Raw genomic sequence first — 25,389 nt, forward strand, 5'->3', positions numbered from 1 at the left:
TCTTGAAAGGAGGTGGTTGGGAATAGCAAGCAGGAGAGCTGTTTTGTTGAGTAACGCAATCGAATGACGATTGTGGCGTATGGATAACGTGAAAGGAGGAGAATTTAAAGAATCATGCATAAATTATTAAAAGTAACATTAGCGTCAGCATTAATTAGTTGTGGGACGATGGGTGTAGTAGCCAATCTGATGACAAAAGAAGCAAAGGCCGTAGAAATCATCACCCACTGGGTGCCTCATGAAGTGTATGGTGTGCCCGGTGAGCCTGATAACAACGGTAAGGTGTTCTTTTCTGGTTTAGGTGCAAAATACATGGGATATCCGAAGCATGAGAATGCTCCGCCTTATCCTGGAAAATACAGCAAGTTCTGGAAGACATTACCTGCATATCGTTATTACATTCCTGATTATATGTACAACAGGGATGAGGTAAGGCCTTCAAACCCAATCAAAGGTACGTTTCAGTTAGAGCAGTGTATTGCATGCCACTCGGTTATGACTCCGGGAATTGTAAGGGATTATAAGAAGAGCGCTCATTCGAGGGCAGAACCGAGCCCAACGGGTTGTGACACCTGTCATGGCAATAACCACCAGAAGCTGACCATGCCGTCATCCAAGGCTTGCGGCACCAGTGAATGCCACGAGACGCAGTACAGCGAGTCTGGCCAGGGTGGTATTGGTTCGCATGCTTCCTGTTCGAGCTTTGCCCAGGTGGAATGCGCATGGTCAATTGAGAGACCGCCAGGGGATACGGCAGGTTGCACATTTTGTCACACCAGCTCAGAAGAAAGGTGCAGCACCTGCCACCAGAGGCATCAGTTTGATCCGAAGGTTGCAAGGAAGGCAGAGCAATGCAAGACATGCCACTGGGGTAAGGATCACAGGGACTGGGAGGCTTATGATATTGGTCTCCATGGTACCGTATATCAGGTGAACAAGTGGGATCCAAAGCAGTTCGACTTCTCAAAGAAGTTGGCTGATGCAGATTATGTTGGTCCAACCTGCCAGTATTGCCATATGAGGGGTGGTCACCACAACGTACAGAGATTCAGCACGGTATATACCAGTATGGGTATGTCCATGGCTGACCGTGGCGCTCCGATCTGGAAAGAGAAGAGGGATCGTTGGGCATCAGTGTGCGACGATTGTCACTCACCCAGGTTTGCAAAGGAAAACTTACAGGCCTTGGATGAATCCGTTAAGGATGCAGGTTTAAAGTATCGTGAGACATTCAAGGTAGCTGAAGACCTTGTCAAGGATGGTGTTGCTGATCCAATGCCAAAAGATCTGTGTCCTGACTGGTCAGGTCAGCATATCTGGAGTTTGAAGATCGGCGCATATCATGATGGTCCTGAATACGGTGGAAAGACTGGTGAGTCAGGTGAGTTCAGGATGTCGAACTGCTCAGATATTGAAAGGCTGTGCTTTGAAAGTGTAGGATACTTCCAGACATACATCTACAAGGGTATGGCACACGGTTCATGGAACGATGCTACGTACTCGGATGGTTCGTTCGGTATGGATCGTTGGTTGGTCAATGTGAAGCAGGATGCTTCTCAGGCAAGGAGACTTGCAGCCATCGAGAAGAAGGTTGGCATTACCTGGGTTCCGGAGAGTTTCTGGAAGACGGGCGAATGGCTTGATCAGTTGACAGGTCCTTACATTGTGAAGAATCACCCTGGAAAGACGATCTTCGATCTGTGTCCGGATCCAGGTTGGTTAGATACGCACCATGCGCCTGCTGAGGAAGTTGAGTACATCAACAGAAAATTGCTGGAGTTAGGCATGAAGGATGGTAAACCTCATCATGGTGAAGGAAAAATTGACGAAGGCGCAAGATCAATGGGGAAGACGCATTAATTTGTAATATCCGTTTTCCCGTATGTAGTGATGAATGAAAGGGAGCTGTGCAATGTTTGCACAGCTTCTTTTTTTTTATGTAAAAAAGTTGAAATCAGAGAATTTTCAAATATACTTAATACGCTACATTTTCGTGTATGGTGCATTTATTAATGGTATTACGGAGAGTCTATGAAGATATATAAACCTTTATTGTTTTTACTTGTTGTGGCTCTTCTTTGCCTGCCAATTGCTTGTGAGAAGGCGAAGAATCATATTGAGATTGCCCATGATTTCGTGGTGGAAGAAAAGCTAGATGAGGCAGTGGCCGAATACACAAAAGCTATTGAGGCAAATACCAATCTTGTTGATGCATTTTGTGGAAGAGGCGATGTTTATTTAAAGCAGGGAAAACTGGAAGATGCGGCGATCGATTTCCGGAAAGCGATTGATATTAATCCGAATCATATCGATGCCCATAAGAAGCTTGCGGAGACTTTTATTCAAATTGGAGCCCCGGATGATGAATTTCAAAAGCGTTTTAAGGCGATTGAAAAGGAACCTGATAATCCGCTTTCCTATGTAGATCTGGGTGTATTTTATCATAAGCTGGAACAGGATATAGACGCCATTGATCAATACAAAAAGGCGTTGGAACTTGACCCGGAAAATCCTTATATCATGTTTAACCTCGGCGTGGGATATTTAGATATGGGCTTATATGAGGACGCAGAAGGTATATTTCAAAAGGCTATAGAAATTGATCCGGCATATGATAATGCGCATTATAACCTTGCCGTGTCTATGCACAAGCAGGGAAAGATTGATGAGGCTATAAAAGAACTGAATAAGACACTCGAGGTTAATCCCAAATATTCTGATGCCTATGTCGTGTTCGGTTTAATTAAACTGAAAGAAAAGAAGTTTGAGGAGGCCATTGCAGAATATAACAAGGCCATGGAGATAAACCCAGACAACCTTGAGGCCCGCTATCAAAGGGCGATTGTCTTTGCCTTACAGGAAAGATATGAAGATGCATTAGCTGAAAACATGAAAGTGTTGGAAAAAAACCCAAAGCATGCCAATGCGGCATATAATATTGGTGTGATCTATCACAGGACGGACCGACTCGACAAAGCTATGGAGTGGTATGATAAAATAGCCAAAAAAATTGATCCACTTTATGAAGATGCCTATTACAACAGGGGTCAAATCTATTCTATGAAAGGGGATCACAGCAAGGCATATAGTGATTTTATCACGTATTCGTATATTACAAAGTGGAGAACGGGAAAAGACCCTGCGGTAGTCTATAAGCAGGATGAGATTAAGGAAATGTTCTTGTCTTCAGTGCCAGCCTTAAAAGGTCAGGTAAAGGATCAGGAATTGGAATTGAAATCAAATTAACATGGTAAAACGATTATTAATTGCTGGAATTATTATGCTGTTGATTTCCCTACCTTGTGGAATCGCAAAAGAAGTCACATCGTCAGGTGACAGATATTTTGATGATGGACGATTGGACGAGGCCATTCGTGAGTATGAGAAGTTGCTTGGAAAAAATAAGAAACAGCCTGAGATTTATTTTAAGCTGGGAAATGCCTATTGCAAAAAAGGGAATCTGGAAAAGGCATTAGAAGCATTTAATCTGGCTACCCAATTCAAGCCGGATTATGCAGATGCGTATCAAAGGTTGTCTGAAGTAAGTATGCAGATCGGAGTACCCGAGGATGAGCTTAGGGTTTGCTTGAAAAAAGTGCAAAAAGACCCTAATAATGCAGATTCACATCTTCAGTTGGGTTTGATTTATTATAAGCGCAATCTTTTTGATGAGGCCAGGAGAGAATACGAAACGGCGATAGGACTCGATCCCAGGAAGGCAGAGGCATATTTTAATCTCGGTGTTTTGTACCAGGATTTTAATACCCACGATAAGGCGGCTGAAATGTATAAAAAAGCGATTGAGGTATCTCCGAACTATGATAAGGCGCATTTTAATCTGGGAATTTCTTACTATCAGATGGGGCGTGTGGAGGAGGCTGTTTCTGCTTATAAACGAGTTATTGAAATAAATCCGAAATATGCAGAAGCGTATGTGAATTTGGGGATTGCTTGTTTTGTAAAAGGATTGTATAGCGATGCCCTTGAAGCCTTAAAGAAGGCTTTGTCGCAATGCTCAAACATTGCCAAGATTCACTATTATCTTGGCAATGTTTATCATAAGATGCACAAAACGGACGAGGCAATAGTTGAATACAAAAAGGCTGTAGAATTCAATCCAAGATTGGTTGCACCACACTTTAATTTAGGTGTTATTTATCTGAAGGAGAAGATGGTGGATCAGGCCATCAAAGAATTTACAAATGTAATTGTGCTTGATCATGATTATGCCGATGCCTATCAAAAACGCAGCAAAGCCTATGAATTGAAGGGTGACAGGGTAAATGCACAGAGCGATTACAATTCCTACCAGCATGCCAAATCGGCCTTTGCAAGGATTTACAAGGAAGAGAACGTATCCTCTTATTATGAAGGTTCAAGTCCTGATAAATAAGTATGGAAAGCACAAAATAGGGTAACTATTAGTGCACTTCTTTGCCTTTATCTTCCTTTTTACTAGCTTCTTTGACAGTTTTTCCGGTTTCTGGTTCATGATCTTTTACACATCGGAAGCCAATGCTCTTGTTTCTGTCCTCTGGTTTTCCAAATATCCTTACGGCACATCGCATTTTATATGCATAGGGGGCAAATAATGATCCCCCTTTGATTACTCGCATGCCAGTGCTGGTTTCTGGTCCTTTTGGATTTACGCTTGGGCTGGTTTGGTAATAATCCGGGTGATACCAATCGTTGCACCATTCCGAAACACTGCCGATTAAATCCAGGCATCCATATAGGCTCGCTCCATATTCAAAACTACCTACAGACAACGGCGCATCAGGGCCGACATTGCTTCGTTTGGCGTCCCACACATTGCCCCAGGGAAATCTGCGCCCGTCAGTTCCCCTGGCGGCCTTCTCCCACTCGGCTTCCGTGGGTAAGCGTTTCCCTGCCCATGCGGCATAAGCATATGCATCATACCAGTCGACACGAGTTACAGGATAATCCGGGTAATCATAATAGGGATAATCCCATCCTGTGTGAGGTGTTCCAGGAGTATGGTCTTTGCCTTTTGGTTCACCCGGGAAACATTTACTGTGGTCGCCGGTGCTTTTTATATATTGCAAAAATTCCCAATATTGGGCATTGGTGACCTCGTATTTATCAATAGAGTATGTATCTAAATATACTTCATGTTGGGGGGTTTCTTCAGGAATAAATTCGTCTTCCAGTGTACCCATAATAAACTTTCCAGCAGGGACTAACGCCATTTCATTCCATTTTTCCCGATTTTCAGCCAAGGCTTTTTTCATCCTTTCATCCCGTTCAGCCAGGGTTAGCTCCTTGCGTTGACCCTTTTCGGATGGTTTTAGCCCTTTTTCTAATTTATTTATGTAAATTTTAACATCCTGCAATGTCTTTTGGTGATTTTCACTTAACTTTGTTTCAGATGGTTGTGCTTCCAATAATGCTTTACATTTGTCGAGATGGGCTAAGGCTTCCTTTTGATTTCCAAGCTTCCAATAAACACCTCCCATATGAAAATGGAGAGAAGGAAGTTCTGGTTTTAATGTTTCAGCCTTTTTGTATTCTTCTAAAGCGCCCTCAAAATCGTTCAGTTCTTCGCGCAGTCGATTCCCTTCCATAATGTGATACATGGCTGCTTTCATCTTTTCTTCTGGTGTAGCATCTGGAGAAAGGTTAATTTCTATTTTTTTGTCAGGAACAGAAGTCTTTTTCCCGGCTGAAGATTTGGAAAGAAGTTGCGTCCCGTCTTTTCTGCAAAATTTTTCTCCAGGATTTGCCTTTTCCTTACAGGTTGGACATATGAAATCTTCCTCGGTGAATTCAGCAAGTTCTTTGCCGTCCACACTGCAGAAATTGACATCTCCCGGGTATATTCTGTTACATTCCGGGCAAAGTTTATTCTTGAGAACATTTTCCTTTGTTTTTAATGAAGATTCTCTTTTGGGGAGTGGATTTTGTGCTTCATTATTGACCGTATCGGCCAGAACAATATTGTATTGTGATGCAGTGAACATAACAAACAGAATAAGCAAATATACAAAATTCACGAAAACGACCTCCTTTAAACCTATAGTATAAACGGACTGGATATATATAAAAAAGAGATACGTTAAAGTACCTCTTTTTGCGTGTTAGTTATAAACAATTTTGTTGGTCCTAAGGTTTCTTTTCTGCCATCTCAATGCCGTGAGCTTCTTTTTCGAGTTTCCAGTTTGACCATTCTCCCCATTCAACATATTTTTTGCCATCGGACAGCCAATATTGCGTTCCTTCTCTTTCCCGCGAACAGGTGAGGTTTTCTACCGCGCGTGCTTGTGTCTGCTTTATAACTTTGAAGAAAAGGCAATCGACCTGATGGAAGTTAATTTCAGAATTGTTCTTTACTTCCTTCATCTCAAGATCTTCAAATGTCAGTTTTTTCTCATTAAATTTTTTTTCATCTACGGGAATTTCATAGGTGGTTATTTCGGTTACTTTAATTGAGACAGGGTTAGGTTTTTCATCGATCCAGGGTATTTGTACCGTACCCTCATAAGGTGCAAACGACTGGTGAAAACTCGGTGACTCCTTACCGGGTTGTTTGGTAGTATCTATAATTCCCCCTCCTGCGTGTTGTGCTTGAACGGTATTTCCCTTTATAATAAAGGTACTTAATAGTATTGATATACCGAGCGCAAGGGAAAAGACCGAAACAGTACATTTCTTAAAATGGATATTCATTTTTTTTCCTTCTGTAAAAGTTCGTGTGAAAATATTTAAGTAGCGAAATTCTAACATGAAAATAGCTTGTTTGTCAATTGTTATAGAAGCGGCTAATTTTGCGGGAAATTTTAAAAAAGTGTACCTGAAAGGGCTGATCTCACAGCTTTTAAAAAATGACTTGAACAACGACAAACTTTGTGGTAGAATCCCCGAACTTTGGTTTTGTTCAATTTTCTCCTATATACAAAATAAACTTTGAAGTATTTTATCCCTAAATTACATTTATAAATAACGAAGATTTATAGATATACTAAAAACAAAGGCACTCATTCAAAAAGATCTTTAGGAGGTATTTATGGAGCGGTTGAAGCAGTTGTTGGGATTTATTCAGAGAAGAAAAAAGCTGGTAGGCTTCTTCACCATAATAGTGTTGGTTGTCTTTTTTGTTACCATAAGAAAAGTTTACCACTATTCAGAGACGAGCGAGTTTTGCGCTAGTTGTCATGAAATGAAAATTCATTATGATTCATTCAAGGCATCAAAGCATCATAATGAACATGTTGAGAATTGTCACGCCTGTCATGTTGGCCCAGGACTCAAAGGGTATGCTCATGCAAAACTCAGCGATGGAACGCACGATTCTTTAATGCATTCATTTCAGGCCTATACTGATGGCGCATTTATCGAGATTGCTGAAGATAGTCTTGAGATACTGAATGGGAATTGTGTCCGCTGTCATTCAGAAGGTTTTACAAAAGATAAATCCCATATTGAATTTGTTTTAAAAAGTACCAAGCACCGTACAGAAGGTACCCATGGGATATCACTTAAAAAGCTGACATGTACAGATTGCCATTTGGGAGTAGTTCATCCGCACATGCCCGGTGATTTGTTCAAGGCTTATGCGGCAAAGAAGATTAAACCATACGGTACATACGAAGAAACGGATTGCCTGGCTTGTCATAAAATGGCCACACCGGAGGTTGTGAAAGAATGGACAAAAGGTGCACATGCTGCGAAGGGCGTTACTTGTATAAATTGTCATGGAAACGATCATCGCAATATCGCAAAGAAACGAGGTCATGTTTCTGCAACTACCTGCGGCGAATGCCATCAGAACCAATATGTTGACTTCCGCGAAAGTAAACACCTTCAGGGTCATCCTGTAGCAGTTCCAAGTAAATTTGATGTGATTAGTACAAGATTGTTGAATATTGAAGGTTGCAAAGATTGTCATAAGTTAAGTTTGACTTATGAGTTCGATAGGATTGGCGGAAGTTGCGATGCCTGTCATCCAAGTCACAAATTCTCGTTGGAAGAAGCGAAGGCATATGATGCCTGTGAAAAGTGCCATATCGGTGGACCTGAACATTCACAGTTAAATACTGGCAAAGGATCTATCTTTGGTAAGGTCTTGGAGTTACGTCACCAAGGTTTGATTACGAAGGATTTGGTCAAATGTCAATCTTGCCATGGTCCAAACAAATCGCATAATTTTAGTAAATCTTTTATACCAAAAGAAATTGATGTGTTGCTTTTTGGAGGCTATGGATATTTGAAGCCACGTACAACACATCAGTAGTGCCAAATTAACTTGAAATAATCCTGTGATTGACTTAACATTAATCCCACCGTCGAAAAACGGTGGGATTTTTTTTATCAGCACAGAATATTTGTTTTTCATAAGCTGTATCGCATGTGTCTATTTCTTGCACATGGGTACTTAATTTACGAATGAAAGGGCAAAGATGGGAAAGAATCTGGTACAGAAAATTTTAGATTCGCATCTTGTATCTGGCAAACGAAAAGGCGGTGAAGAGATTGCTATTTCTATCGATCAGACTCTTACACAAGATGCTACCGGCACCATGGCGTATCTCCAGTTTGAAGCCATGGGTATACCTAAAGTGAAGACGAAACTTTCGGTAAGTTACGTTGATCATAATATGCTCCAGACCGGTTTTGAAAACTTTGACGACCATTTATTCCTCCAAAGCATTGCTAAAAAATATGGTGTTTATTTTTCCAAACCTGGAAATGGTATCTGTCATCAGGTACATTTAGAGCGTTTTGGCGTACCCGGAGAAACCTTACTGGGTTCTGACAGCCATACACCCACATGTGGCGGGCTGGGTATGATCGCTATTGGTGCAGGTGGGCTGGATGTGGCCATTGCAATGGCCGGTGGATCATTTTATATCACGATGCCAAAGGTGGTATTGGTAAAACTGAGTGGTACATTGCAACCATGGGTTACGGCAAAAGATGTCATATTGGAATTATTGAGAAGGTTAACGGTCAAGGGCGGTGTAGGCAAAATATTTGAATATGGAGGTGAAGGAGTAAAGACTCTTTCCGTCACAGAACGCGCCACAATTACGAATATGGGTGCAGAACTTGGGGCGCTTACCTCTCTGTTCCCAAGCGATGCACAAACGAAAAAATATTTAAAGATGCAGGGAAGAGAGGCCGTCTGGAAACCATTAAAAGCCGATGCCAGTGCAAAATATGACGACGTTATTGAGATTGACCTTTCAACCCTGGAACCGTTGATTGCCAGACCACACAGTCCGGATAATGTTTGCAAGGTGAGTGAAATAAAAGGCACAAAAGTTCAACAAGTTTGTATCGGAAGCTGTACCAACTCATCGTATCATGACCTTATGGTTGCTGCTGCGATGTTAAAGGGACGAAAGGTACATTCGGATGTGAGTCTTACCATTTCTCCAGGTTCGAAACAGGTGCTGGAGATGATTGCGAAAAATGGCGCATTGGCAGACATGATTGCCGCAGGTGCGCGTGTGATCGAGGTGGCCTGTGGACCTTGCATTGGGATGGGGCAAGCTCCGCCTTCCGGAGGGGTTTCGGTGAGATCGTTTAACAGGAACTTTGAGGGACGAAGCGGGACGGCAGATGCACAGGTTTTCCTGGTCAGTCCGGAAACGGCTATAGTGACTGCAATCAATGGTGTTATTAGCGATCCCAGGGAATTTGGTGAACCGATTATTATTAAAGATATCAAAAGGGTTACCATTGATGATAGTATGGTTATTCCTCCTTCGGAAAGGCCAGAGGAAGTAACTATCATCAGAGGTCCAAACATAAAACCTTTGCCAAAAAAGGAACCTATGCCTGATACGCTAACAGGGGACGTCCTCTTAAAGGTGGGGGATAATATTACCACTGATCATATCATGCCGGCAGGGGCAAAGGTTTTGCCACTGCGATCAAATATTCCAGCCATTTCTGAATTTGTATTTGAAAAGGTAGATAAGGAGTTTGTGAGCCGGGCAAAAGAAAAAGGTGGTGGATTCCTGATTGGCGGGGTAAATTACGGTCAGGGTTCAAGCAGAGAGCATGCCGCCCTGGCGCCTATGTATTTAGGAGTAAAGGCGGTTATTGCCAAGTCCTTTGCCCGAATCCATCGGGCAAATCTCGTTAACTTTGGTATCTTACCGTTAACCTTCGAGGATGAGAGTGACTATAATTTATGTGATCAGGGAGACAGTATCGAACTACCTGACATAAAGAATAGATTAACGTCCGGGGGCAAGGTCATCATAAATAATTTGACAAAGAATAAGGAAATAAAGGTGAAACACACATTAACCCCTCGTGAGATCGATATCCTTTGCGTTGGCGGTTTATTGAATTATCAGGCGCAAAGCAGTAAATAAAACAAAATGTGACTATAGATATTGCTGTTTATTTTTATCCCTGAAAAGATATCCTGTGAGATAAAGCCATGAGAGTCCTTGGCATTTCTGGTTCTCCTATTTATGATAGCAATACAGATAGGGCATTAAAAGTGGCTTTGGAGGCTACTGGCCTGAAAACGGAATTCATAAAACTGGCAAACTATTCCCTTACTCCATGCAGGGCATGTCTCGGTTGTGTAAAAACAAACAGATGCGTAAATATTCGTGATGATGGAGTTTTTCTGGCAGAGAAGGCAAAAGAGGCCGATGCGTTAATTGTCGCTTGCTATACGCCGTATAGTACGATAGATTCCCTGACGAAGGCCTTTCTGGAACGGCTTTATCCCCTCCGTCATATCCACGGCTTTATGGCAGGCAAACCAGGAGGTGCAATTGTTACCTGTGCAGTCCCTGATAAAAACAAGGCGTTACCTCCTGCCGGTGATATGGGTGTGAATGCCATCATGTTTTATATGATGGAAGAGGGTATGAACTTTGTGGGTGCCGTTAAGATATCGGGAAACGTCCCCTGTATTAAATGCGGGTACGGTAACGAGTGCAAGATGTCCGGTGTGAAGATGATGTTTGGTTCTGATGCAACCGTAGAATCTGTTGGGATAAATAAGTTTGAAAATCAGCAGGATGCCCTGAATGCGGCTAGAGAGCTAGGCAGAAAAATCGCAAAGGTTCTTCGGGATAAATAATTCATAAACAAGTTAAAGGAAAAGAATGGGCAAATTCAGAATGTTTGTGTTTTTGGAGGATATCGTTACCTGACAGTTTACTAAGGAAACTTTGGCCATCAGGTTTTTGTAATTGCCTCTTGAGGGATATCTGTTATTATTATCCATAGCTAATTTATCAGATAAGCACATTTTTTTATAAAAGGAGATAATGTATGAAGCGTATTGGATATCTTGCAGGTGTTGCTATGGTAGCCTTACTTTCAATGGCCTCTTATACTGTCACTAAGGCTTTTGCCGGTGCTGATTGTTGTGGTGCAAAGCAAGCTTCGGCTGCGGAAAAGGCGGAAACGAAATGCGTGGCTTGTGGAAAGGCGATCAGTAATAAAGACAAGGCGGTAAAGGTCGAACACGAGGGGAAAACTGTTTATCTCTGCTGCGAAGGTTGTGCTGAAAAATTTAAAAAGAACCCGGGCGAATGTATGAGAGATAAAGAACAAAAATAAGGATTACACATCCCTCTTGATAGAGGGGAAATGGAATTCTTTATAACTTTTTGCTCCTCATTTCAACGTTTTTGCGAAATTTTGCAGTTAACAATAAAAGGCAGTAAAAGAACAAAACATCAGACAATATTTTGCGAAAAAGGCGTTCCTGTGCTTATAAGGTACATGAACGCCTTTTTTGTTTTCATTGTGATTTTCTTATTCTTTTTCATGGGAATTGTAAAGGGAGAAGATGCTATGCCAGTAAGAGTAGGTGATCCTGCACCTGATTTTCAAGTAAAGGATGATGCAGGGAAGATGCGTACGCTCTCTGAATTTCGCGGTAAAAAGGTAGTGCTCTATTTTTATCCAAAGGATAACACTCCCGGATGTACCAAAGAGGCCTGCAGTTTTCGTGATGGATACAGCACCTTGCTGGAGGCTGGAATTATTATTCTGGGTGTCAGTTTTGATTCACCAGAGTCACACTGGAAATTTAAAGAGAAACAGAATCTACCCTTTATTTTATTGAGTGACGAGAAAAAAGAAGTGGCAGAGGCTTATGGTGCTTCGGGTGGCCTTTTAGGTTCTCTCATGGCAAAACGATACACGTATCTGATTGACGAACATGGTAAGATTGTTCATATCTTTAAGAAGGTAGACGTAAAAAACCATGCAGCGGAAGTCCTACAAGCATTTTCCGAACATTCCAAAAAATAACCTAGTGCTGCACAGCCGCAACCAAATCAACCTGTTCAATGTAGCTGGAAAACATTAAAGATCTTCCGATCTTTTTTGTTTTACGGTAATTCTTATGGAAAAAGCAATTCCCTATCATTTGTTCTGGAAACATTTTTCTGCTATTCTTTGTTTTCTCAAGACAAAAGCAATTCTCTATTATTTATTTTGGAAACATTTTTCTATCCTTCTTTGTTTACCTTTGTTCTTAAAGAAACAATAATTTCCTATCACCTTTTTTATTATGAATGATCTCTATGAATAAGAAATTCATGTATTTGAGTGTTTGGGCTGCTTTATTTATAAGTGCGTGCTCATCAGATAAAAAAAGTAGCGTTAATCAGGAAAAATACCCTGTAACAAATCCTATCGTGATGGATACGACATATACGCATGATTATGTAGTAAATATACATTCATTACAACACGTAGAGCTAAGAGCCAGGGTTAAAGGATATATCGAAAAAATCCATGTTGACGAAGGTGAAATCGTAAAAGCCGGACAAATTCTTTTTAGCATAAGCCGCCAGGAATATGAAGTGGATTTATTAAAAGCGAAAGCAATGCTGAAAAGCGCCATTGCAGATGTAAAAGCTGCTAAACTGGATTTGCAAAATGTAAAAATACTGGTAGAAAAGAACATAGTCTCAAAAACAGAGCTGGAAATGGCTCAGGCTAAACTGGATGCACTTCAGGCGAAAGTTGATGAGGCTCAATCCCATGAAGCAAGTGCTGAATTGAATCTGTCTTATACAGTAATAAAAGCGCCATTTGATGGAATAATTGACAGAATTCCCAATAAAGTCGGAAGTTTAGTCGATGAAGGAACTCTGTTAACTACTCTTTCAGATAATAAAAAGGTTTTTGCCTATTTCAATGTATCCGAAAAAGAGTATTTAGATTTTACCACACTCTTAGACTCAGGAAAGAAGAATGATGTGGTACTCGTTTTAGCCAACAATCAAATTCACAAGTATAAAGGATGTATCGATACCGTTGCAGGAAAAATTGACAAAAACACAGGAAATATAGCTTTCAGGGCATGTTTTCCTAACCCTGATCTTCTTTTAAGACAGGGTTCCAGTGGTGAAGTCAGGATAATAAAAGAAGAAAAAAACGCTTTAATAATTCCGCAAAAAGCAACTTTTGAAATTCAGGACAAAATATATGTATATACGGTAGAATCCGACAACACAGTAAACATGCGAAGCATTGTTCCAAAGCTTCGCATTCCTCATTTCTATGTAATTGAATCTGGATTATCTTCTCATGATAGAATTATTTATGAAGGCATTCAACTGGTGAAAGAGGGAGATAAGATAATTCCTGAATTTATTCCTATGAAACAAATCCTGGCAGAACAACCAAAAGCTCAAACCTTGTTTATGGCTCAAAATTAAAGAGAAAATAAAATAATGAGTTCGAAATTTATCCATAGACCCATTTTATCCATAGTGCTGTCTTTAATCATCACCCTGTTAGGGGCATTGGCTTTAACCAAATTGCCAATGGAGCAATTCCCCAGTATAGCTCCACCAGTGGTAAATGTTACCATAGAGTTTACCGGTGCCAACGCAGAAACCGTTACAAAAGCGGTCATTGTGCCTCTGGAACGTGCTATCAATGGTGTTCCGGGAATGAAGTATATGTCGTCTATTGCGGGAAATGATGGCATGGGTATAGTACAAGTTATTTTTGAAGTAGGTACCGACCCTGATATTGCCGCGGTAAATGTTCAAAACAGAGTGGGTACCGTAGTGGACGAACTTCCTGCGGAGGTAATAAAAAACGGAGTAAAAATTGCCAAGGAAGAGAGAGCTATGCTGATGTATTTAGACATTTTCAGCACGGATACATCTTTAGAAGAAAAATTCCTGTACAATTTTGCGGATATTAACATACTGCCAGAATTAAAAAGAATTGATGGGGTTAGTTATGTAGATATATTGGGAGCTAAGGAATATGCTATGCGTATCTGGTTAAAACCCGATAAAATGCTTACCTATAATATTTCTACCGATGATGTATTGAATGCATTACGGGAACAAAATGTAGAAGCTGCACCAGGTACCGTAGGGGAAAGTTCGGATAAGTCAGCACAAGCATTGCAATACGTAATAAAATACACGGGAAGGTATAATACTGAAGAACAGTATGAAAATATTCCTGTAAAATCGGACGCTGACGGAGGGATACTTCGCATAAAAGATATTGCTGATGTGGAATTTGGTACAATTTATTTTGATGTTGAATCTAAACTGAATGGCAGACCTGCCGCTTCCATTATGCTGAAGCAGCTGCCAGGTTCTAATGCCAGTGAAGTAATCAATAAGGTGAAAAAACGTATAGCTGAGATTAAAGAATCCACCTTCGTTGAGGGTATGGATTATGCGGTTAGTTATGATGTATCACGTTTTTTAGATGCTTCTGTTCATAAGGTGTTAAAAACTCTGATTGAGGCGTTTTTACTGGTATCATTGGTGGTATTTATTTTTCTGCAAGATTGGCGTTCGACACTCATTCCTGCTTTGGCCGTACCTGTTTCATTGATTGGCACGCTCTTTTTCATGCAGTTATTGGGTTTCTCTTTAAACCTTATTACACTTTTTGCATTAGTTCTTGCCATAGGCATTGTAGTGGATAATGCCATCGTGGTGGTGGAAGCAGTGCATGCAAAAATGGAACACTCAAATATTGGGGCAAAGAAAGCTACCGAAAAAGCGATGAGAGAAATAAGTGGCGCTATCATTGCAATTACCCTGGTAATGTCTGCAGTTTTTATTCCAACTTCCTTTATGACAGGCCCTGTTGGCGTTTTTTATAAGCAGTTTTCCATCACAATAGCTATAGCCATTGTTCTTTCAGGTATTAGCGCATTAACGCTTACTCCTGCGCTTTGTGCCTTGTTTTTAAAAAATACCCACAGCAAGCACAAAAAGGAAAATTTTTTACATTACTTTTTCCACGGCTTTAATAGTTGGTACGGAAGTCTTTCGGCAAGGTATCAAAAGCTCCTGGGCCTTATTATCAACCGCAAGGTCGTCACATTCTCCATACTGTTGCTCTTTTGCGCGGGAACGGGTATTTTCGGAAAACTCCTGCCTTCAGGGTTTATTCCCAACGAAGACCAGGGGACATTTTATGCCAGTATCACTACTCCTCCCGGATCAACTTTAGAAAGAACCAAAGAGGTAGTAAATGAAGTGCAAAAAACATGCGAAGATGTTGAAGCTATAGAGTCGGTTTCTTCCTTGGCAGGAGCAAATATCTTATCTGATGGAACAGGCGCCACTTACGGTACTTGCTTAATTAACTTAAAAGATTGGCACGACCGGAAGGAATCTGTTAATGATATTATCGGACTTGTTGCCGAAAAGACCAAACACATTAAAGACGCGGAAATTGAGTTCTTCCCTCCCCCAGCCGTGCCAGGCTATGGAAATGCCAGTGGTTTTGAATTACGATTGTTGGATAAAACCGGCAGCGGGGATTTTAAAAAAATGGAAACGGTAGTCAACCAGTTTATCAAAGACTTAAAAGACCGACCTGAGATATCAAGAGCTTTCACCATTTTTGATGCAAGCTACCCGCAATATATGGTTCATATTGATAACGATAAAGCTGCTCAAAAAGGGGTAACGGTGAATGATGCGATGAGCACATTACAAACCTTATTAGGAAGTGAGTATGCCACAAATTTCATCCGCTTTGGTCAAATGTACAAAGTGATGGTGCAAGCATTACCTGAATACCGGGCCAAGCCTGAGGATATCCTTAAGTTGTATGTAAAAAATAATGAAAATAAAATGGTGCCTCTATCGGCCTTTATGACTATGGAGCGCATCTATGGCATGGATCAGATTACCCGTTACAATATGTATCAATCCGCCGAGCTGAATGGAGAAGCTGCCAGCGGTTTCAGCAGCGGAAGCGCTATCGCAGCCATCCAGGAGGTAGCCAAAGAAAAATTACCGAAAGGTTACGGCATAGATTGGGCAGGTATAACGCGTGATGAAATACTATCAGGCAATGAGGCAATCTATATTTTTCTTATTTGTTTGGTATTTGTCTATTTGTTATTATCTGCACAGTATGAAAGCTTTCTCCTGCCCATGCCCGTTATTCTCTCTTTACCGACTGGAATATTCGGAGCATTTTTACTCTTGATGCTCATGGGTTTAGAAAACAATGTTTATGCCCAGGTAGCCATGATTATGCTTATCGGTTTGCTCGGTAAAAATGCCATCCTGATTGTTGAATTTGCCTCATTAAAACACAGGGAAGGACGAACACCCGTGCAAGCTGCCATTGAAGGGGCCACGGCGAGGTTGCGGCCAATTCTCATGACCTCATTTGCCTTTATCGCCGGGTTGATTCCTTTGGTGCTTGCATCTGGCGCAGGCGCTGTGGGCAACAGAACCATTGGCACAGCGGCAGCAGGAGGCATGCTGTTCGGAACAATATTCGGAGTGATTATTATTCCTGGGCTGTATGTCGTTTTCGCAACCCTTGCAGAAGGGTTCGTGAAGAAAGGGGTCAGAGAAGAAATAGCCTTCACGGAAGTAATTTAATTGTATAGGATCTTCATTTTATTTAAGCGGTTTTCAGGGTGGCACTGACAAACTTTGTTTGTCAGTGTTTTCAGCCACTTGGTAAATTCTCATAACCATTAAGAATGATCAATTCATCGGTAAGAAAATTACAGATAAGTGCATTATTAATATTCATAGGGATTAATTTAAGATTTCTTTCTGAAAATGTTTTTAATGCCCTTATTTTTTTTAATATTCTCCAGATTGGAAATTCTGGTAATAAGTATGATATCCACACACCAGGTGTACCGGATGTGTATGGGGATGCAGCGGTTGTTGTTGTGTTTGCTGCTGCATATTTACTCCATAAGTCTGCAAGTGAAAATATTATCTCACATATTATGGATTATCTGTATGAGAGACGCAGGCAGCGTTTCAAAACCATCAGATATCTAAAGAACTGTATTGTCTGGTCAAAAAAGAACTTTTTTCTAGTTATTACAGGTTTCGGTCTATATATGGTATCCAAGTATCCTTTATCGATAGGATTAGAGATTATTTTCATTGAGGATATTACGATATTATCTTTTATCCTGAATGTTTTTAGAGGCATAACACTATTGTATTCCTCTCTTATTTTTTGCAGTGTTTATTGCAAGTATCTATTCATAAGTAAATCTGTTACTTTAATGATGTATACGTTTTTTGTTATAAGGAATCTTTTTGATACAAATGTGTACTGGTTAATTACATCCTATGACTTGCATGTAGGCGCACCTTTATTAGATTTTTTCTCGCCTATTATTATTGTTTATTCAGTGATTTACACCATAGTTAACGGTGGTATACAAAGTCGAATTTTTCATTCTTTAAAAAATGATAAACATGAATTTGCGCGCATGAAAAAGGACACCTCTCTTAACGTAGAAGACCTATCTTTAATTCCTAGATAAATCAATAAAATGGGTATCAGAAACAAAGTAGGTTGGGTTTCGCTCCCAGACTGGGTCAAATAAACATTCTTATCTTAAAAGTGGGGAGTAAACTTTATAAATTGCCCAATTTATTCCAAATTTAGTGTTTTTTCTCCGTTTAAGTGGGGAATGAATATCGCAAAATAGAGAAAAATTGTTCATTTGACCCAGTCTGGGAGCGAAACCCAACTGGAAATGTCCGAAACGTTTCCAAATGTTTTCGTTGGGTTTTTCGTGCCTCAACCCAACCTACTACCCATGATACATTGATAAAGTTGCCGAAGGCCTCATTTACGTTAAGGAATTTCAAATAACCAGGGTAATGGCAAGGTGCGTCTTGCCACTACGCCGTTGTTAGTCGGCGAAGATCTAATTTAAAACAATGGGAAAATTTAAAAATACAATAGTTTTTGGACTTGTGGTTGTATGCTTACTTGTGGCAGGTTGTCAGGCAACAAAAAATATTGAAAGCAGTGCCATAAAACCAATGCCTGAGTCATTTGCAAACACGAAAGATTCAACAAATTCAGCAACGATTGACTGGCGACAGTTTTTCTCTGATAGTGCATTAATTGATTTGATTGATATTGCCTTGAAAAATAACCTGGATGTGTTGATGACCTTGCAAAAAATCGAAATTGCACGGGCAGATTTAAGGTTGCGCAAAGGGGCTTTGTTGCCAGAAATTTCCGGTGGTGGTTCTGTTTCTCAAAGAAGATTCGGGCGTTACACAATGGATGGAGCCGGAAACAGGGCAACTGAGATTACCCCCGGGCGCATGGTGCCTGACGATCTTCCCGATTATTATATCGGTTTGCAAACAACATGGGAAATGGATATTTGGGGCAAACTCCGCAACAAGAAGAAAGCTGCATTTGCCCGTTATCTTGGGAGCATTGAAGGGAAAAACATCGTGCTTACCAATTTAATTTCAGAGATAGCAATTACCTATTACGAATTATTAAGTTTAGATACCGAATTAGAAATTATCAGAGAAACCATCAAGCTACAGGAAAACGCGCTTTCCATTGTTACCATTCAAAAACAAGCTGCCGCGGCCAATGAGTTGGCGGTACAGCAGTTTGATGCGCAATTGCTGAATTCAAGGGCTTTGGAAGTAGAAGTTCTCCAGAGAATTACCGTGAGTGAAAACAGAATAAATTATTTATTGGGTAGATTTCCACAACCGATTATCCGTAAAAAATCAATCCTTCCAAAAGAAATTCCTGCTCAGGTAAAGGTCGGTATTCCATCAGATTTGCTAGAAAACAGGCCCGATATAAAACAAGCTGAGTTTGAATTGATGGCCACAAAAGCGGATGTAAAATCGGCAAAGAAGGCATTTTACCCTTCCTTTAACATTACGGGGGCAATGGGGTTTCAGGCTTTTAATACCTCGTATTTGTTTAGATCACCCGAATCCATTGCATATACAGCAATTGGTAGTTTAACCGTCCCGCTAATTAACCGGAGTGCAATTCAGGCGCAATTTAAGACTGCACAGGCCAAACAGATAGAGGCGTTGTACAATTATCAAAAAACAATTATTAATGGTTACATAGAAGTATATAATGAAATGAATAATATTAAGAATTTGGAACGGGCATACAACCTTACAACCAAAAAAGTGACTGCGTTAACTCAATCAATAGAAATATCGTCGGAACTATTCAAAACTGGCAGGGCAAATTACCTAGAGGTATTAATAACACAACAAAATGCCCTTCAATCGAAATTAGAATTAGTAAGCACCAAACAGCAGCAATTTAATGCCAGTGTAAATATTTATAAGGCACTTGGTGGCGGCTGGAGATAGGGTTTTAGCAATCGTAAGACCGCCCGAATGCTTTTCAGAAAAGGGTGTTTTCGTTCAGACACGAATTACTTCTCTGCCTCACCTTCTGGTACATAGATTACCTTTCCATCTTTTAGTCGATAAGCTGTCCCCAGTCGAGTGCCTTCTCCCTGTAAATTCTTATCGGTAACTTTTTCAATTCTTATCTGTTTGCCCTTTTTGGTAACAATCTCTACCTGACCAGTGTCGTTTTTCCTGACCATGGTAATTTCTGTTTTTGGTGAGAGGAAGTCAAGCAGGCTGTAGGCGCTAATTAATGCGCCAATAAGACCCACAATAAAGACTACTCCTACATCAAAAAGATTGGCTACACCCGACATAGGATCTTCCTGATGGAGATCGGCTTCCTTTCCGATTACCCGTCGTCTTTTCTTAAGATATCTCATTTCAGTTTTCTTCACCGCAGAGTACGCAGAGGTCGCAGAGAAAAGGAGGCTGAGGAGTTCTGAAGTTTGTCTTCTCAACTTTTCGTCTTCCCAATTTCTCAACGTCTGCTAATCCCTCGGCGCGCTGCGGTAAACTATTCCTCCCTTTTCCATAATACATTCCGTAAAATACTCAAGATTCTTTATATCCTCATGAATCCACCTGTTTTTTATCATAGAAAGAAAATAGGCAATGATTCCAATCGCCAATCCTACGACCGTTGTTGTAAAGGCAATGATGATATTGCTCGACAGCTTTTCAAGATCTCCTTGAGATAATGCCGACAATGCCGGACCCATCGGGATTATCGTCCCCATCAACCCAAGAGTAGGGCCTACACGGATCAGGAGCCGGAGGTTATCCAGATCTTTAACCATTTTTTGTTCCATACTTTGCAATAGATATTCTATGCGAACCTCTCTGCTGCAATTATTCTTTTTTAGTTCGTTGACAAGTTCTCTAAAGTATTCCCTAAAATAAAATGGCATCTCCTGGGTTTCCCGAAATGTTCCATGCAGGATATATTCATTATTCTGTTCCTGTTCCAGAAGAGATTCTACGAATTCCTTTGGTTCCTGCCTGCGGGTTTGTTTCTTCCGTTCCCAATATTCTGAGACAAATCCTCCCATGGTTATCATCATCAAAAAGAAAAAAACTACCAATAAAATTATGACGGGATAAAGCATCGCTGATGAAAGGACAGAAAGAATGGTTTGTAATAGAGTGAGAAGATTCATGATTTCCTCTTTTAAAATTTTAATTTCGAAGGCCTTTTCCTATCCATCCGTAAACGAAAAAACAGATACAGCCCACCACGACGACAATGACAATCCATGGTTTATCAAATTTAGTAACGCTTAGGTTCCTTTCATTCGTTTTTATCTCTTTCATCTCCAATCCTTTGACTATTTCGGCCTTTCCAGCATCTTCATCCTCTGATTTCCACTCATCGGCCTTTTCAATCTTCTCTTTATCCTGTGTTTGTCCGGTATCCTTTCTCTGTTCAATACTTCCCGGGTCAGGTTTTGACATAGACGCCTGAACTTGAACGATCCTGTCCATCTCTGTCTTTCGTTCGTTTAGCAACTTACCGGTAGCTGTTTTTAAGACCTCTGCATACTGAATCAAGGTATCTGGAGTTACGAGACCAGGGGTATTCAAAATATCCGTTGCATAGTGCTGGAAGGCTGGGTTGTTGCAGGTTTGCACACAGCAGGCTACACCGTGTTCTATTACCGTTGTCATGTATTCCTTCGCCAGGGTTTGTTTGATTTTTTCCGTAGGCTGCCAGTAACCTTTTCGTATCGTCTCCAGCATTCTGGCCGTAACGGCTTGATACGCATAAGGGTTTTTCTTACTGAAAAATTCCTTCAAATCCATTCCGTATTTATCCTCGACATAAACTTCAAACGTCTCTTCCCAACGGGCAGAGTCCATTGTCTCTGGTACAGTGACCTGCCAGCCCCACATGTTTTCAACAAATTCAGCCATCTTATTTGCCCCTTCAAAACCTTCCTTCTTCATCCCTTCAATCCATTCCGGATTCCAATAGCGTGACCGTAGTTCCATACCCATCATCCTGTCGATCGGGGTCATTTCCGGCCTGGCTGGATTCATCATGTTAGTAATTACCAATTCAGGTGACTTTCCATCCAATTTCCTGATTGCAGCCGCCGGCCCCCCTGCGTACATGAAAAAGTCATCATTATCAACAGTCCCGTACAGGTTGGTAGAACAGCTATGAACAACCATTCTGGTTCCGCTTAGCACCATTTTATAGACATCCTCCATGGGTTCTCCCCACAAACCGTTCCCATACCCATAACTCATCCGTTTCAGATATTCATCCGCTACGACAGAATCGTCTTCCCAACTTCCACTTGCGCTTACGATGCGTGAGACATTCAGATCATAACGCCCAGGGGCTTCATCAAAGATTCTAACCGCTGCGTATTGTTCGGCCTTCTTTTGCGGCCAGCCTTTTTGAATCAGCCTCCCGGTTACTTCCTTGATATGTTGTTGAATCTGGTTGTCTTTTTCATCAAGTCCTTTTACCATTTGAACGGCCTGGTCGATGTATTGGGTCAACTGTCCAAACATCTCTTCTGCCGCCGAAGAAACGACGATGTCAATTCTTGGACGGCCCAACTTCTCTTTCGGTATGATCTTAATCCCCGTTACCTTCCCCCATTCATTCCAAATGGGCTCAACCCCCAATAAATAAAGGATCTGGGATTCCAGTACCCCTTCGTGGTGTATCGTTTCGGTACCCCATATAACAAAGGACAATTTCTCAGGATATTTCTCGTTATTTTTCGCCCGATAATCATCGAGTAGTTCTTGAGTCAATTTGACGCCCACCTGCCAGGCCTCTTTTTTGGGTATCTTATCCGGATTAAAGGCATAAAAGTTTTTCCCCGTAGGCAGTGAATTTGGATTTCTTACGGGGTCATTTCCGGTTCCCGTTGGTATATATTGTCCATTCATGGCCTTAACCAAATTGGACAATTCCCGCTTTGCCCCTTCCTGGATGTTTTTGTCCAATTCATGGGCAGGGATATCTTTGATAACCTCTTTTATCGCCTGAATGGTGGATGTACGAAGCAATTCATCCGGTGCATTACCGAATGTATGCAATCCGTAAGGCATATTAAGCTGCTTCAATTCCTGAAGATACTCTCCTATTTTATGAATGACTTCGTGACCAAACCTATGCTGGTCATCGCTTTGAGTATCAATATTCAAATACTCGCTAATTTCTATATCTTTCTCAAGTCCCAAATCTTTTACCTTTTTTATAATATTTTCCATGTATTGCCTTGCAAGTGCGGCATCCTGTTCCAGTGCCCGGTCATGGTCACCGATCAGCTCTTCAAGTTCGGCATACTCGTGATAAAGTCCACCCTTTTTTAAAGGAGGAATCATGTGATCTATAACGACGGCTGCTCCCCGCCGTTTTGCGACAAGCCCTTCACCAACATCGTCTACGATGTAAGGATACATGACCGGCAAATCCTGAATCAACGCCTCCGGTGGATCATCACCAGAAAGACCGTTGCTTTTCCCTGGCAGCCATTCATGTGTGCCATGTGTGCCGAAATGAATTACCGCATCTGCGCCAAAGCCATGCTTCAGCCATAAATATGCCCCTACATATTGATGGTGAGGGGACAGGTCTTTACTATGGTACAAGGCTTCTTTATCCTGCAGCCAGCCCCTTACCGGCTGGGGAAGGATAACAACGTTTCCCCGCCTTATTGCGGGAATAACCATATATTTCTTCTTTTGCTTCGGGTCAGTCCACATCATCACATTGGATTCTTCAACCGTTCCCCAATCCTTATGAACGTCTTTCATAAAATTTGCCGGTAAACTCCTCGCCCACCTTTGATACTCTTCCAGAGGCAGCAATACACATTTCCCGTTCCTTACCATCCCGTCAAGTTCGCCTGGTGCCCAATTCCCAACGTTTTTCCCGTATCTTAGGGAATTTTCAAGCAGTATCTCTTTATCCATGGTTTCATTGCCAACGTCATATCCATTTCCCTTCATCATCTTTAACACATTCTCAATACTGGCGAAGACATTCAGGTAACTGGCGCCGATATGTTGCTTCCCTGGTGGATAATTCCAATACAACAGGGCTACCTTTTTCTCCAGGTTGTTTTTTCTCTGTAAATTGATCCAGGCCCTTATACGGTCGACAGCCCGATCAATACGCTCAGGTATGGGTTTTCGTTGTTCGACAAAAAAGCCTGTTTCATCATCTTTTTCACGAATTCGATATGAAACGACCGTAGGTTGTATAAGACCGGCAATTTCTGGAATAGCCAACTGCCAGCTTACCTCCAAAGAACTCAAACCTTCGGGATCGTTCTCCCACGTCTTTCCATCCTTTCCGTAAACGGTAATCAAATTAACCACAGGTATCCCGCATTTTTCCAGGGAGTCTGGAGCTTTGAAATCTGAAAAACGAAAGAGAAAAGACAGTATGCCAGAAACTCGTGAACCCCCTTTGGAATCGACTAATAATTTCTCAATAACAGCATCCTCAGGATAGCCAAATGCTACAAAGGCATTGAATCCCTTTTCTTCAATGGTACGGATCAGTTCATCTTCAACAGATGCCTGTCCTTGCTCATAAAATGATGAGTATGTCAGGATTGCTACCCATTCTGCATTTTCTTTCACGTAGCCTGCATCTCGATACCAATTCTGATATTCCTCGAATGTCTCAAAGAGTTTTTCATCCCGTTGGTAATGATAATAGGCCATCTTTAATCCTTCTTTGGGCGGATTGGCAGTAAGTTCCGGGAAAGGTAAATATTTCTTTAATGAAAGCAGGATCATATTCTTAAAATTCCCGGTGCTTGAATACCGTAAATATGAGCGGATTTCTTTATCGTATGTTAATCCTATGGCTGCATATTGTGAATCCAACCCGGCTGTTTCACCAACGGCAAGAACTGTTGCGCCACGGTCAATTACCTCCTTTAATACTTCAAAATCAAAGCCTGATTGAGTAGGTGTGGAGATACGGATACCGTGCACATCAAATAAAATAAGATTTGAATCCAGAATCTCGTTCGGATTAAATCCCGATTCAAGATCGGTTTTGCTGATGATTTCAAACGTGACCCGGTCTTTAAGAAAGGGGTAATCTTGCCAGATCGCTTTCATTGTCTTGACAACACTTGAGGTCATATAGTCCCCTACAATACAGGTGTATTTCACACCATGTTCGTGATGATGCTCTTCGTGAAGGTGCCCTTCGTGGGCAAAGGAAATGTGTTGAAAAGAAAAGAGCAAGGCAAGCAGGATTGTCAACATATGTCTTTTCATTTTTGCTCTTCCTTATTATGGGTACAAACATCCTTTGTGTATTCCCACCTCATAGAGTCACCCTCACTGAGAATACATTGATTGGCAAAGGATGTTGCACGTTTACCGTTGATGTTGTAATACCACGCCCTGTTTCCAATTTTCATAATTATATTATCAATAGATATAACCAAAAAATATTCCTCATGCTTTTGCGTTTCGATCTTTGCAACAGATTGAAGCGCCTCCAGGGCAGTAATACCCTGTTTCCATGGTATCTCCACTTTACGACTCTGTTGCAGCCCTCCGTAGTCAATTTCTACGGTTACAAGCTGGCTGGCACCGTATGTAGCCGGCAAAAGCACAAAAACAATAAATATTCCTAATATTCTTTTTACGTGGTTCATTTTTTTCCTCCTTACCGATTGCGGAATAACGTCACGGGTTTCAATATGTTACATAAAGTTATTTGTCTCTTTTCATCACCTCCTGATTCTTCTGTTTTATT

Annotated in this window: 18 protein-coding genes; 12 read left to right on the forward strand and 6 right to left on the reverse strand. The window is 41.1% G+C overall.

Annotated elements, in window-relative coordinates; genetic code table 11:
• Positions 1-114: 114 nt before the first annotated feature.
• The 3 genes from hdh (at position 115) to BROSI_RS12800 (ending at position 4,393) form a co-directional block, all read left to right on the forward strand.
• Positions 115-1,860: a hydrazine dehydrogenase gene (gene hdh, locus BROSI_RS12790; protein ID WP_052564202.1), complete on the forward strand. Its 1,746-nt coding sequence runs from the start codon at positions 115-117 to the stop codon at positions 1,858-1,860.
• Between the two features lie 171 nt (positions 1,861-2,031).
• Positions 2,032-3,246: a tetratricopeptide repeat protein gene (locus BROSI_RS12795; protein ID WP_052564203.1), complete on the forward strand. Its 1,215-nt coding sequence runs from the start codon at positions 2,032-2,034 to the stop codon at positions 3,244-3,246.
• A gap of 1 nt (position 3,247) precedes the next feature.
• Positions 3,248-4,393, forward strand: a complete 1,146-nt coding sequence (locus BROSI_RS12800) for a tetratricopeptide repeat protein (protein ID WP_052564204.1) — start codon at positions 3,248-3,250, stop codon at positions 4,391-4,393.
• 28 nt (positions 4,394-4,421) lie between these two features.
• Here the strand turns inward: BROSI_RS12800 and BROSI_RS12805 are convergent, their stop codons facing one another.
• Positions 4,422-6,014, reverse strand: a complete 1,593-nt coding sequence (locus BROSI_RS12805; RefSeq protein WP_052564205.1) for an SUMF1/EgtB/PvdO family nonheme iron enzyme — start codon at positions 6,012-6,014, stop codon at positions 4,422-4,424.
• Positions 6,015-6,123: 109 nt separating this feature from the next.
• The gene (locus BROSI_RS12810; RefSeq protein WP_052564206.1) at positions 6,124-6,687 is read right to left on the reverse strand and encodes a hypothetical protein; all 564 of its coding nucleotides are present in this window, start codon (positions 6,685-6,687) and stop codon (positions 6,124-6,126) included.
• A 337-nt stretch (positions 6,688-7,024) separates the two neighbouring features.
• Between BROSI_RS12810 and BROSI_RS12820 the strand changes: the two genes are divergently transcribed.
• The 9 genes from BROSI_RS12820 to BROSI_RS12860 all read left to right on the forward strand — a co-directional run bounded on the left by BROSI_RS12820 (position 7,025) and on the right by BROSI_RS12860 (position 19,595).
• On the forward strand, positions 7,025-8,251 hold the full coding sequence (locus BROSI_RS12820; protein ID WP_052564208.1) for a multiheme c-type cytochrome: 1,227 nt from the start codon (positions 7,025-7,027) through the stop codon (positions 8,249-8,251).
• Positions 8,252-8,417: 166 nt separating this feature from the next.
• The gene (locus tag BROSI_RS12825) at positions 8,418-10,346 is read left to right on the forward strand and encodes an aconitate hydratase (RefSeq protein ID WP_052564209.1); all 1,929 of its coding nucleotides are present in this window, start codon (positions 8,418-8,420) and stop codon (positions 10,344-10,346) included.
• Positions 10,347-10,414: 68 nt separating this feature from the next.
• Positions 10,415-11,071 carry a flavodoxin family protein gene (locus tag BROSI_RS12830; protein WP_052564210.1) on the forward strand — a complete coding sequence of 219 codons (657 nt, stop codon included), beginning with the start codon at positions 10,415-10,417 and terminating at the stop codon, positions 11,069-11,071.
• A 194-nt stretch (positions 11,072-11,265) separates the two neighbouring features.
• Positions 11,266-11,556 carry a TRASH domain-containing protein gene (locus BROSI_RS12835; RefSeq protein WP_052564211.1) on the forward strand — a complete coding sequence of 97 codons (291 nt, stop codon included), beginning with the start codon at positions 11,266-11,268 and terminating at the stop codon, positions 11,554-11,556.
• Between the two features lie 237 nt (positions 11,557-11,793).
• Positions 11,794-12,255: a peroxiredoxin gene (locus BROSI_RS12840; RefSeq protein ID WP_052565828.1), complete on the forward strand. Its 462-nt coding sequence runs from the start codon at positions 11,794-11,796 to the stop codon at positions 12,253-12,255.
• Positions 12,256-12,530: 275 nt separating this feature from the next.
• Entirely contained in the window at positions 12,531-13,673 is a 1,143-nt protein-coding gene (locus tag BROSI_RS12845) for an efflux RND transporter periplasmic adaptor subunit (RefSeq protein WP_052565829.1), read from the forward strand.
• A 15-nt stretch (positions 13,674-13,688) separates the two neighbouring features.
• The gene (locus tag BROSI_RS12850) at positions 13,689-16,844 is read left to right on the forward strand and encodes an efflux RND transporter permease subunit (protein ID WP_052564212.1); all 3,156 of its coding nucleotides are present in this window, start codon (positions 13,689-13,691) and stop codon (positions 16,842-16,844) included.
• A gap of 104 nt (positions 16,845-16,948) precedes the next feature.
• A complete protein-coding gene (locus BROSI_RS12855; protein ID WP_052564213.1) occupies positions 16,949-17,758 on the forward strand; it encodes a hypothetical protein in 810 nt (269 codons plus the stop codon).
• A gap of 403 nt (positions 17,759-18,161) precedes the next feature.
• Positions 18,162-19,595, forward strand: a complete 1,434-nt coding sequence (locus tag BROSI_RS12860) for a TolC family protein (RefSeq protein WP_052564214.1) — start codon at positions 18,162-18,164, stop codon at positions 19,593-19,595.
• A 65-nt stretch (positions 19,596-19,660) separates the two neighbouring features.
• Here the strand turns inward: BROSI_RS12860 and BROSI_RS12865 are convergent, their stop codons facing one another.
• The 4 genes from BROSI_RS12865 to BROSI_RS12880 form a co-directional block, all read right to left on the reverse strand.
• Entirely contained in the window at positions 19,661-20,020 is a 360-nt protein-coding gene (locus tag BROSI_RS12865; RefSeq protein WP_052565831.1) for a DUF2149 domain-containing protein, read from the reverse strand.
• A 108-nt stretch (positions 20,021-20,128) separates the two neighbouring features.
• Positions 20,129-20,797: a MotA/TolQ/ExbB proton channel family protein gene (locus BROSI_RS12870; protein ID WP_052564215.1), complete on the reverse strand. Its 669-nt coding sequence runs from the start codon at positions 20,795-20,797 to the stop codon at positions 20,129-20,131.
• 19 nt (positions 20,798-20,816) lie between these two features.
• Positions 20,817-24,902 carry a cobaltochelatase subunit CobN gene (locus BROSI_RS12875; RefSeq protein ID WP_052564216.1) on the reverse strand — a complete coding sequence of 1,362 codons (4,086 nt, stop codon included), beginning with the start codon at positions 24,900-24,902 and terminating at the stop codon, positions 20,817-20,819.
• A complete protein-coding gene (locus BROSI_RS12880) occupies positions 24,899-25,288 on the reverse strand; it encodes a DUF4430 domain-containing protein (protein ID WP_052564217.1) in 390 nt (129 codons plus the stop codon). The genes BROSI_RS12875 and BROSI_RS12880 overlap by 4 nt, the downstream gene beginning before the upstream one ends.
• Positions 25,289-25,389: the final 101 nt, after the last annotated feature.

The sequence above is a fragment of the Candidatus Brocadia sinica JPN1 genome, assembly GCF_000949635.1.
Lineage (GTDB): Bacteria > Planctomycetota > Brocadiia > Brocadiales > Brocadiaceae > Brocadia > Brocadia sinica.

What these genes read in the sequence shown, in the direction of transcription:
- hdh (WP_052564202.1), top strand. Translation starts at nt 115, where the DNA reads ATGCATAAATTATTAAAAGTAACATTAGCGTCAGCATTAATTAGTTGT.
- BROSI_RS12795 (WP_052564203.1), top strand. Translation starts at nt 2,032, where the DNA reads ATGAAGATATATAAACCTTTATTGTTTTTACTTGTTGTGGCTCTTCTT.
- BROSI_RS12800 (WP_052564204.1), top strand. Translation starts at nt 3,248, where the DNA reads ATGGTAAAACGATTATTAATTGCTGGAATTATTATGCTGTTGATTTCC.
- BROSI_RS12810 (WP_052564206.1), bottom strand. Translation starts at nt 6,687, where the DNA reads ATGAATATCCATTTTAAGAAATGTACTGTTTCGGTCTTTTCCCTTGCG.
- BROSI_RS12820 (WP_052564208.1), top strand. Translation starts at nt 7,025, where the DNA reads ATGGAGCGGTTGAAGCAGTTGTTGGGATTTATTCAGAGAAGAAAAAAG.
- BROSI_RS12825 (WP_052564209.1), top strand. Translation starts at nt 8,418, where the DNA reads ATGGGAAAGAATCTGGTACAGAAAATTTTAGATTCGCATCTTGTATCT.
- BROSI_RS12830 (WP_052564210.1), top strand. Translation starts at nt 10,415, where the DNA reads ATGAGAGTCCTTGGCATTTCTGGTTCTCCTATTTATGATAGCAATACA.
- BROSI_RS12835 (WP_052564211.1), top strand. Translation starts at nt 11,266, where the DNA reads ATGAAGCGTATTGGATATCTTGCAGGTGTTGCTATGGTAGCCTTACTT.
- BROSI_RS12840 (WP_052565828.1), top strand. Translation starts at nt 11,794, where the DNA reads ATGCCAGTAAGAGTAGGTGATCCTGCACCTGATTTTCAAGTAAAGGAT.
- BROSI_RS12845 (WP_052565829.1), top strand. Translation starts at nt 12,531, where the DNA reads ATGAATAAGAAATTCATGTATTTGAGTGTTTGGGCTGCTTTATTTATA.
- BROSI_RS12850 (WP_052564212.1), top strand. Translation starts at nt 13,689, where the DNA reads ATGAGTTCGAAATTTATCCATAGACCCATTTTATCCATAGTGCTGTCT.
- BROSI_RS12855 (WP_052564213.1), top strand. Translation starts at nt 16,949, where the DNA reads ATGATCAATTCATCGGTAAGAAAATTACAGATAAGTGCATTATTAATA.
- BROSI_RS12860 (WP_052564214.1), top strand. Translation starts at nt 18,162, where the DNA reads ATGGGAAAATTTAAAAATACAATAGTTTTTGGACTTGTGGTTGTATGC.
- BROSI_RS12865 (WP_052565831.1), bottom strand. Translation starts at nt 20,020, where the DNA reads ATGAGATATCTTAAGAAAAGACGACGGGTAATCGGAAAGGAAGCCGAT.
- BROSI_RS12870 (WP_052564215.1), bottom strand. Translation starts at nt 20,797, where the DNA reads ATGAATCTTCTCACTCTATTACAAACCATTCTTTCTGTCCTTTCATCA.
- BROSI_RS12875 (WP_052564216.1), bottom strand. Translation starts at nt 24,902, where the DNA reads ATGAAAAGACATATGTTGACAATCCTGCTTGCCTTGCTCTTTTCTTTT.
- BROSI_RS12880 (WP_052564217.1), bottom strand. Translation starts at nt 25,288, where the DNA reads ATGAACCACGTAAAAAGAATATTAGGAATATTTATTGTTTTTGTGCTT.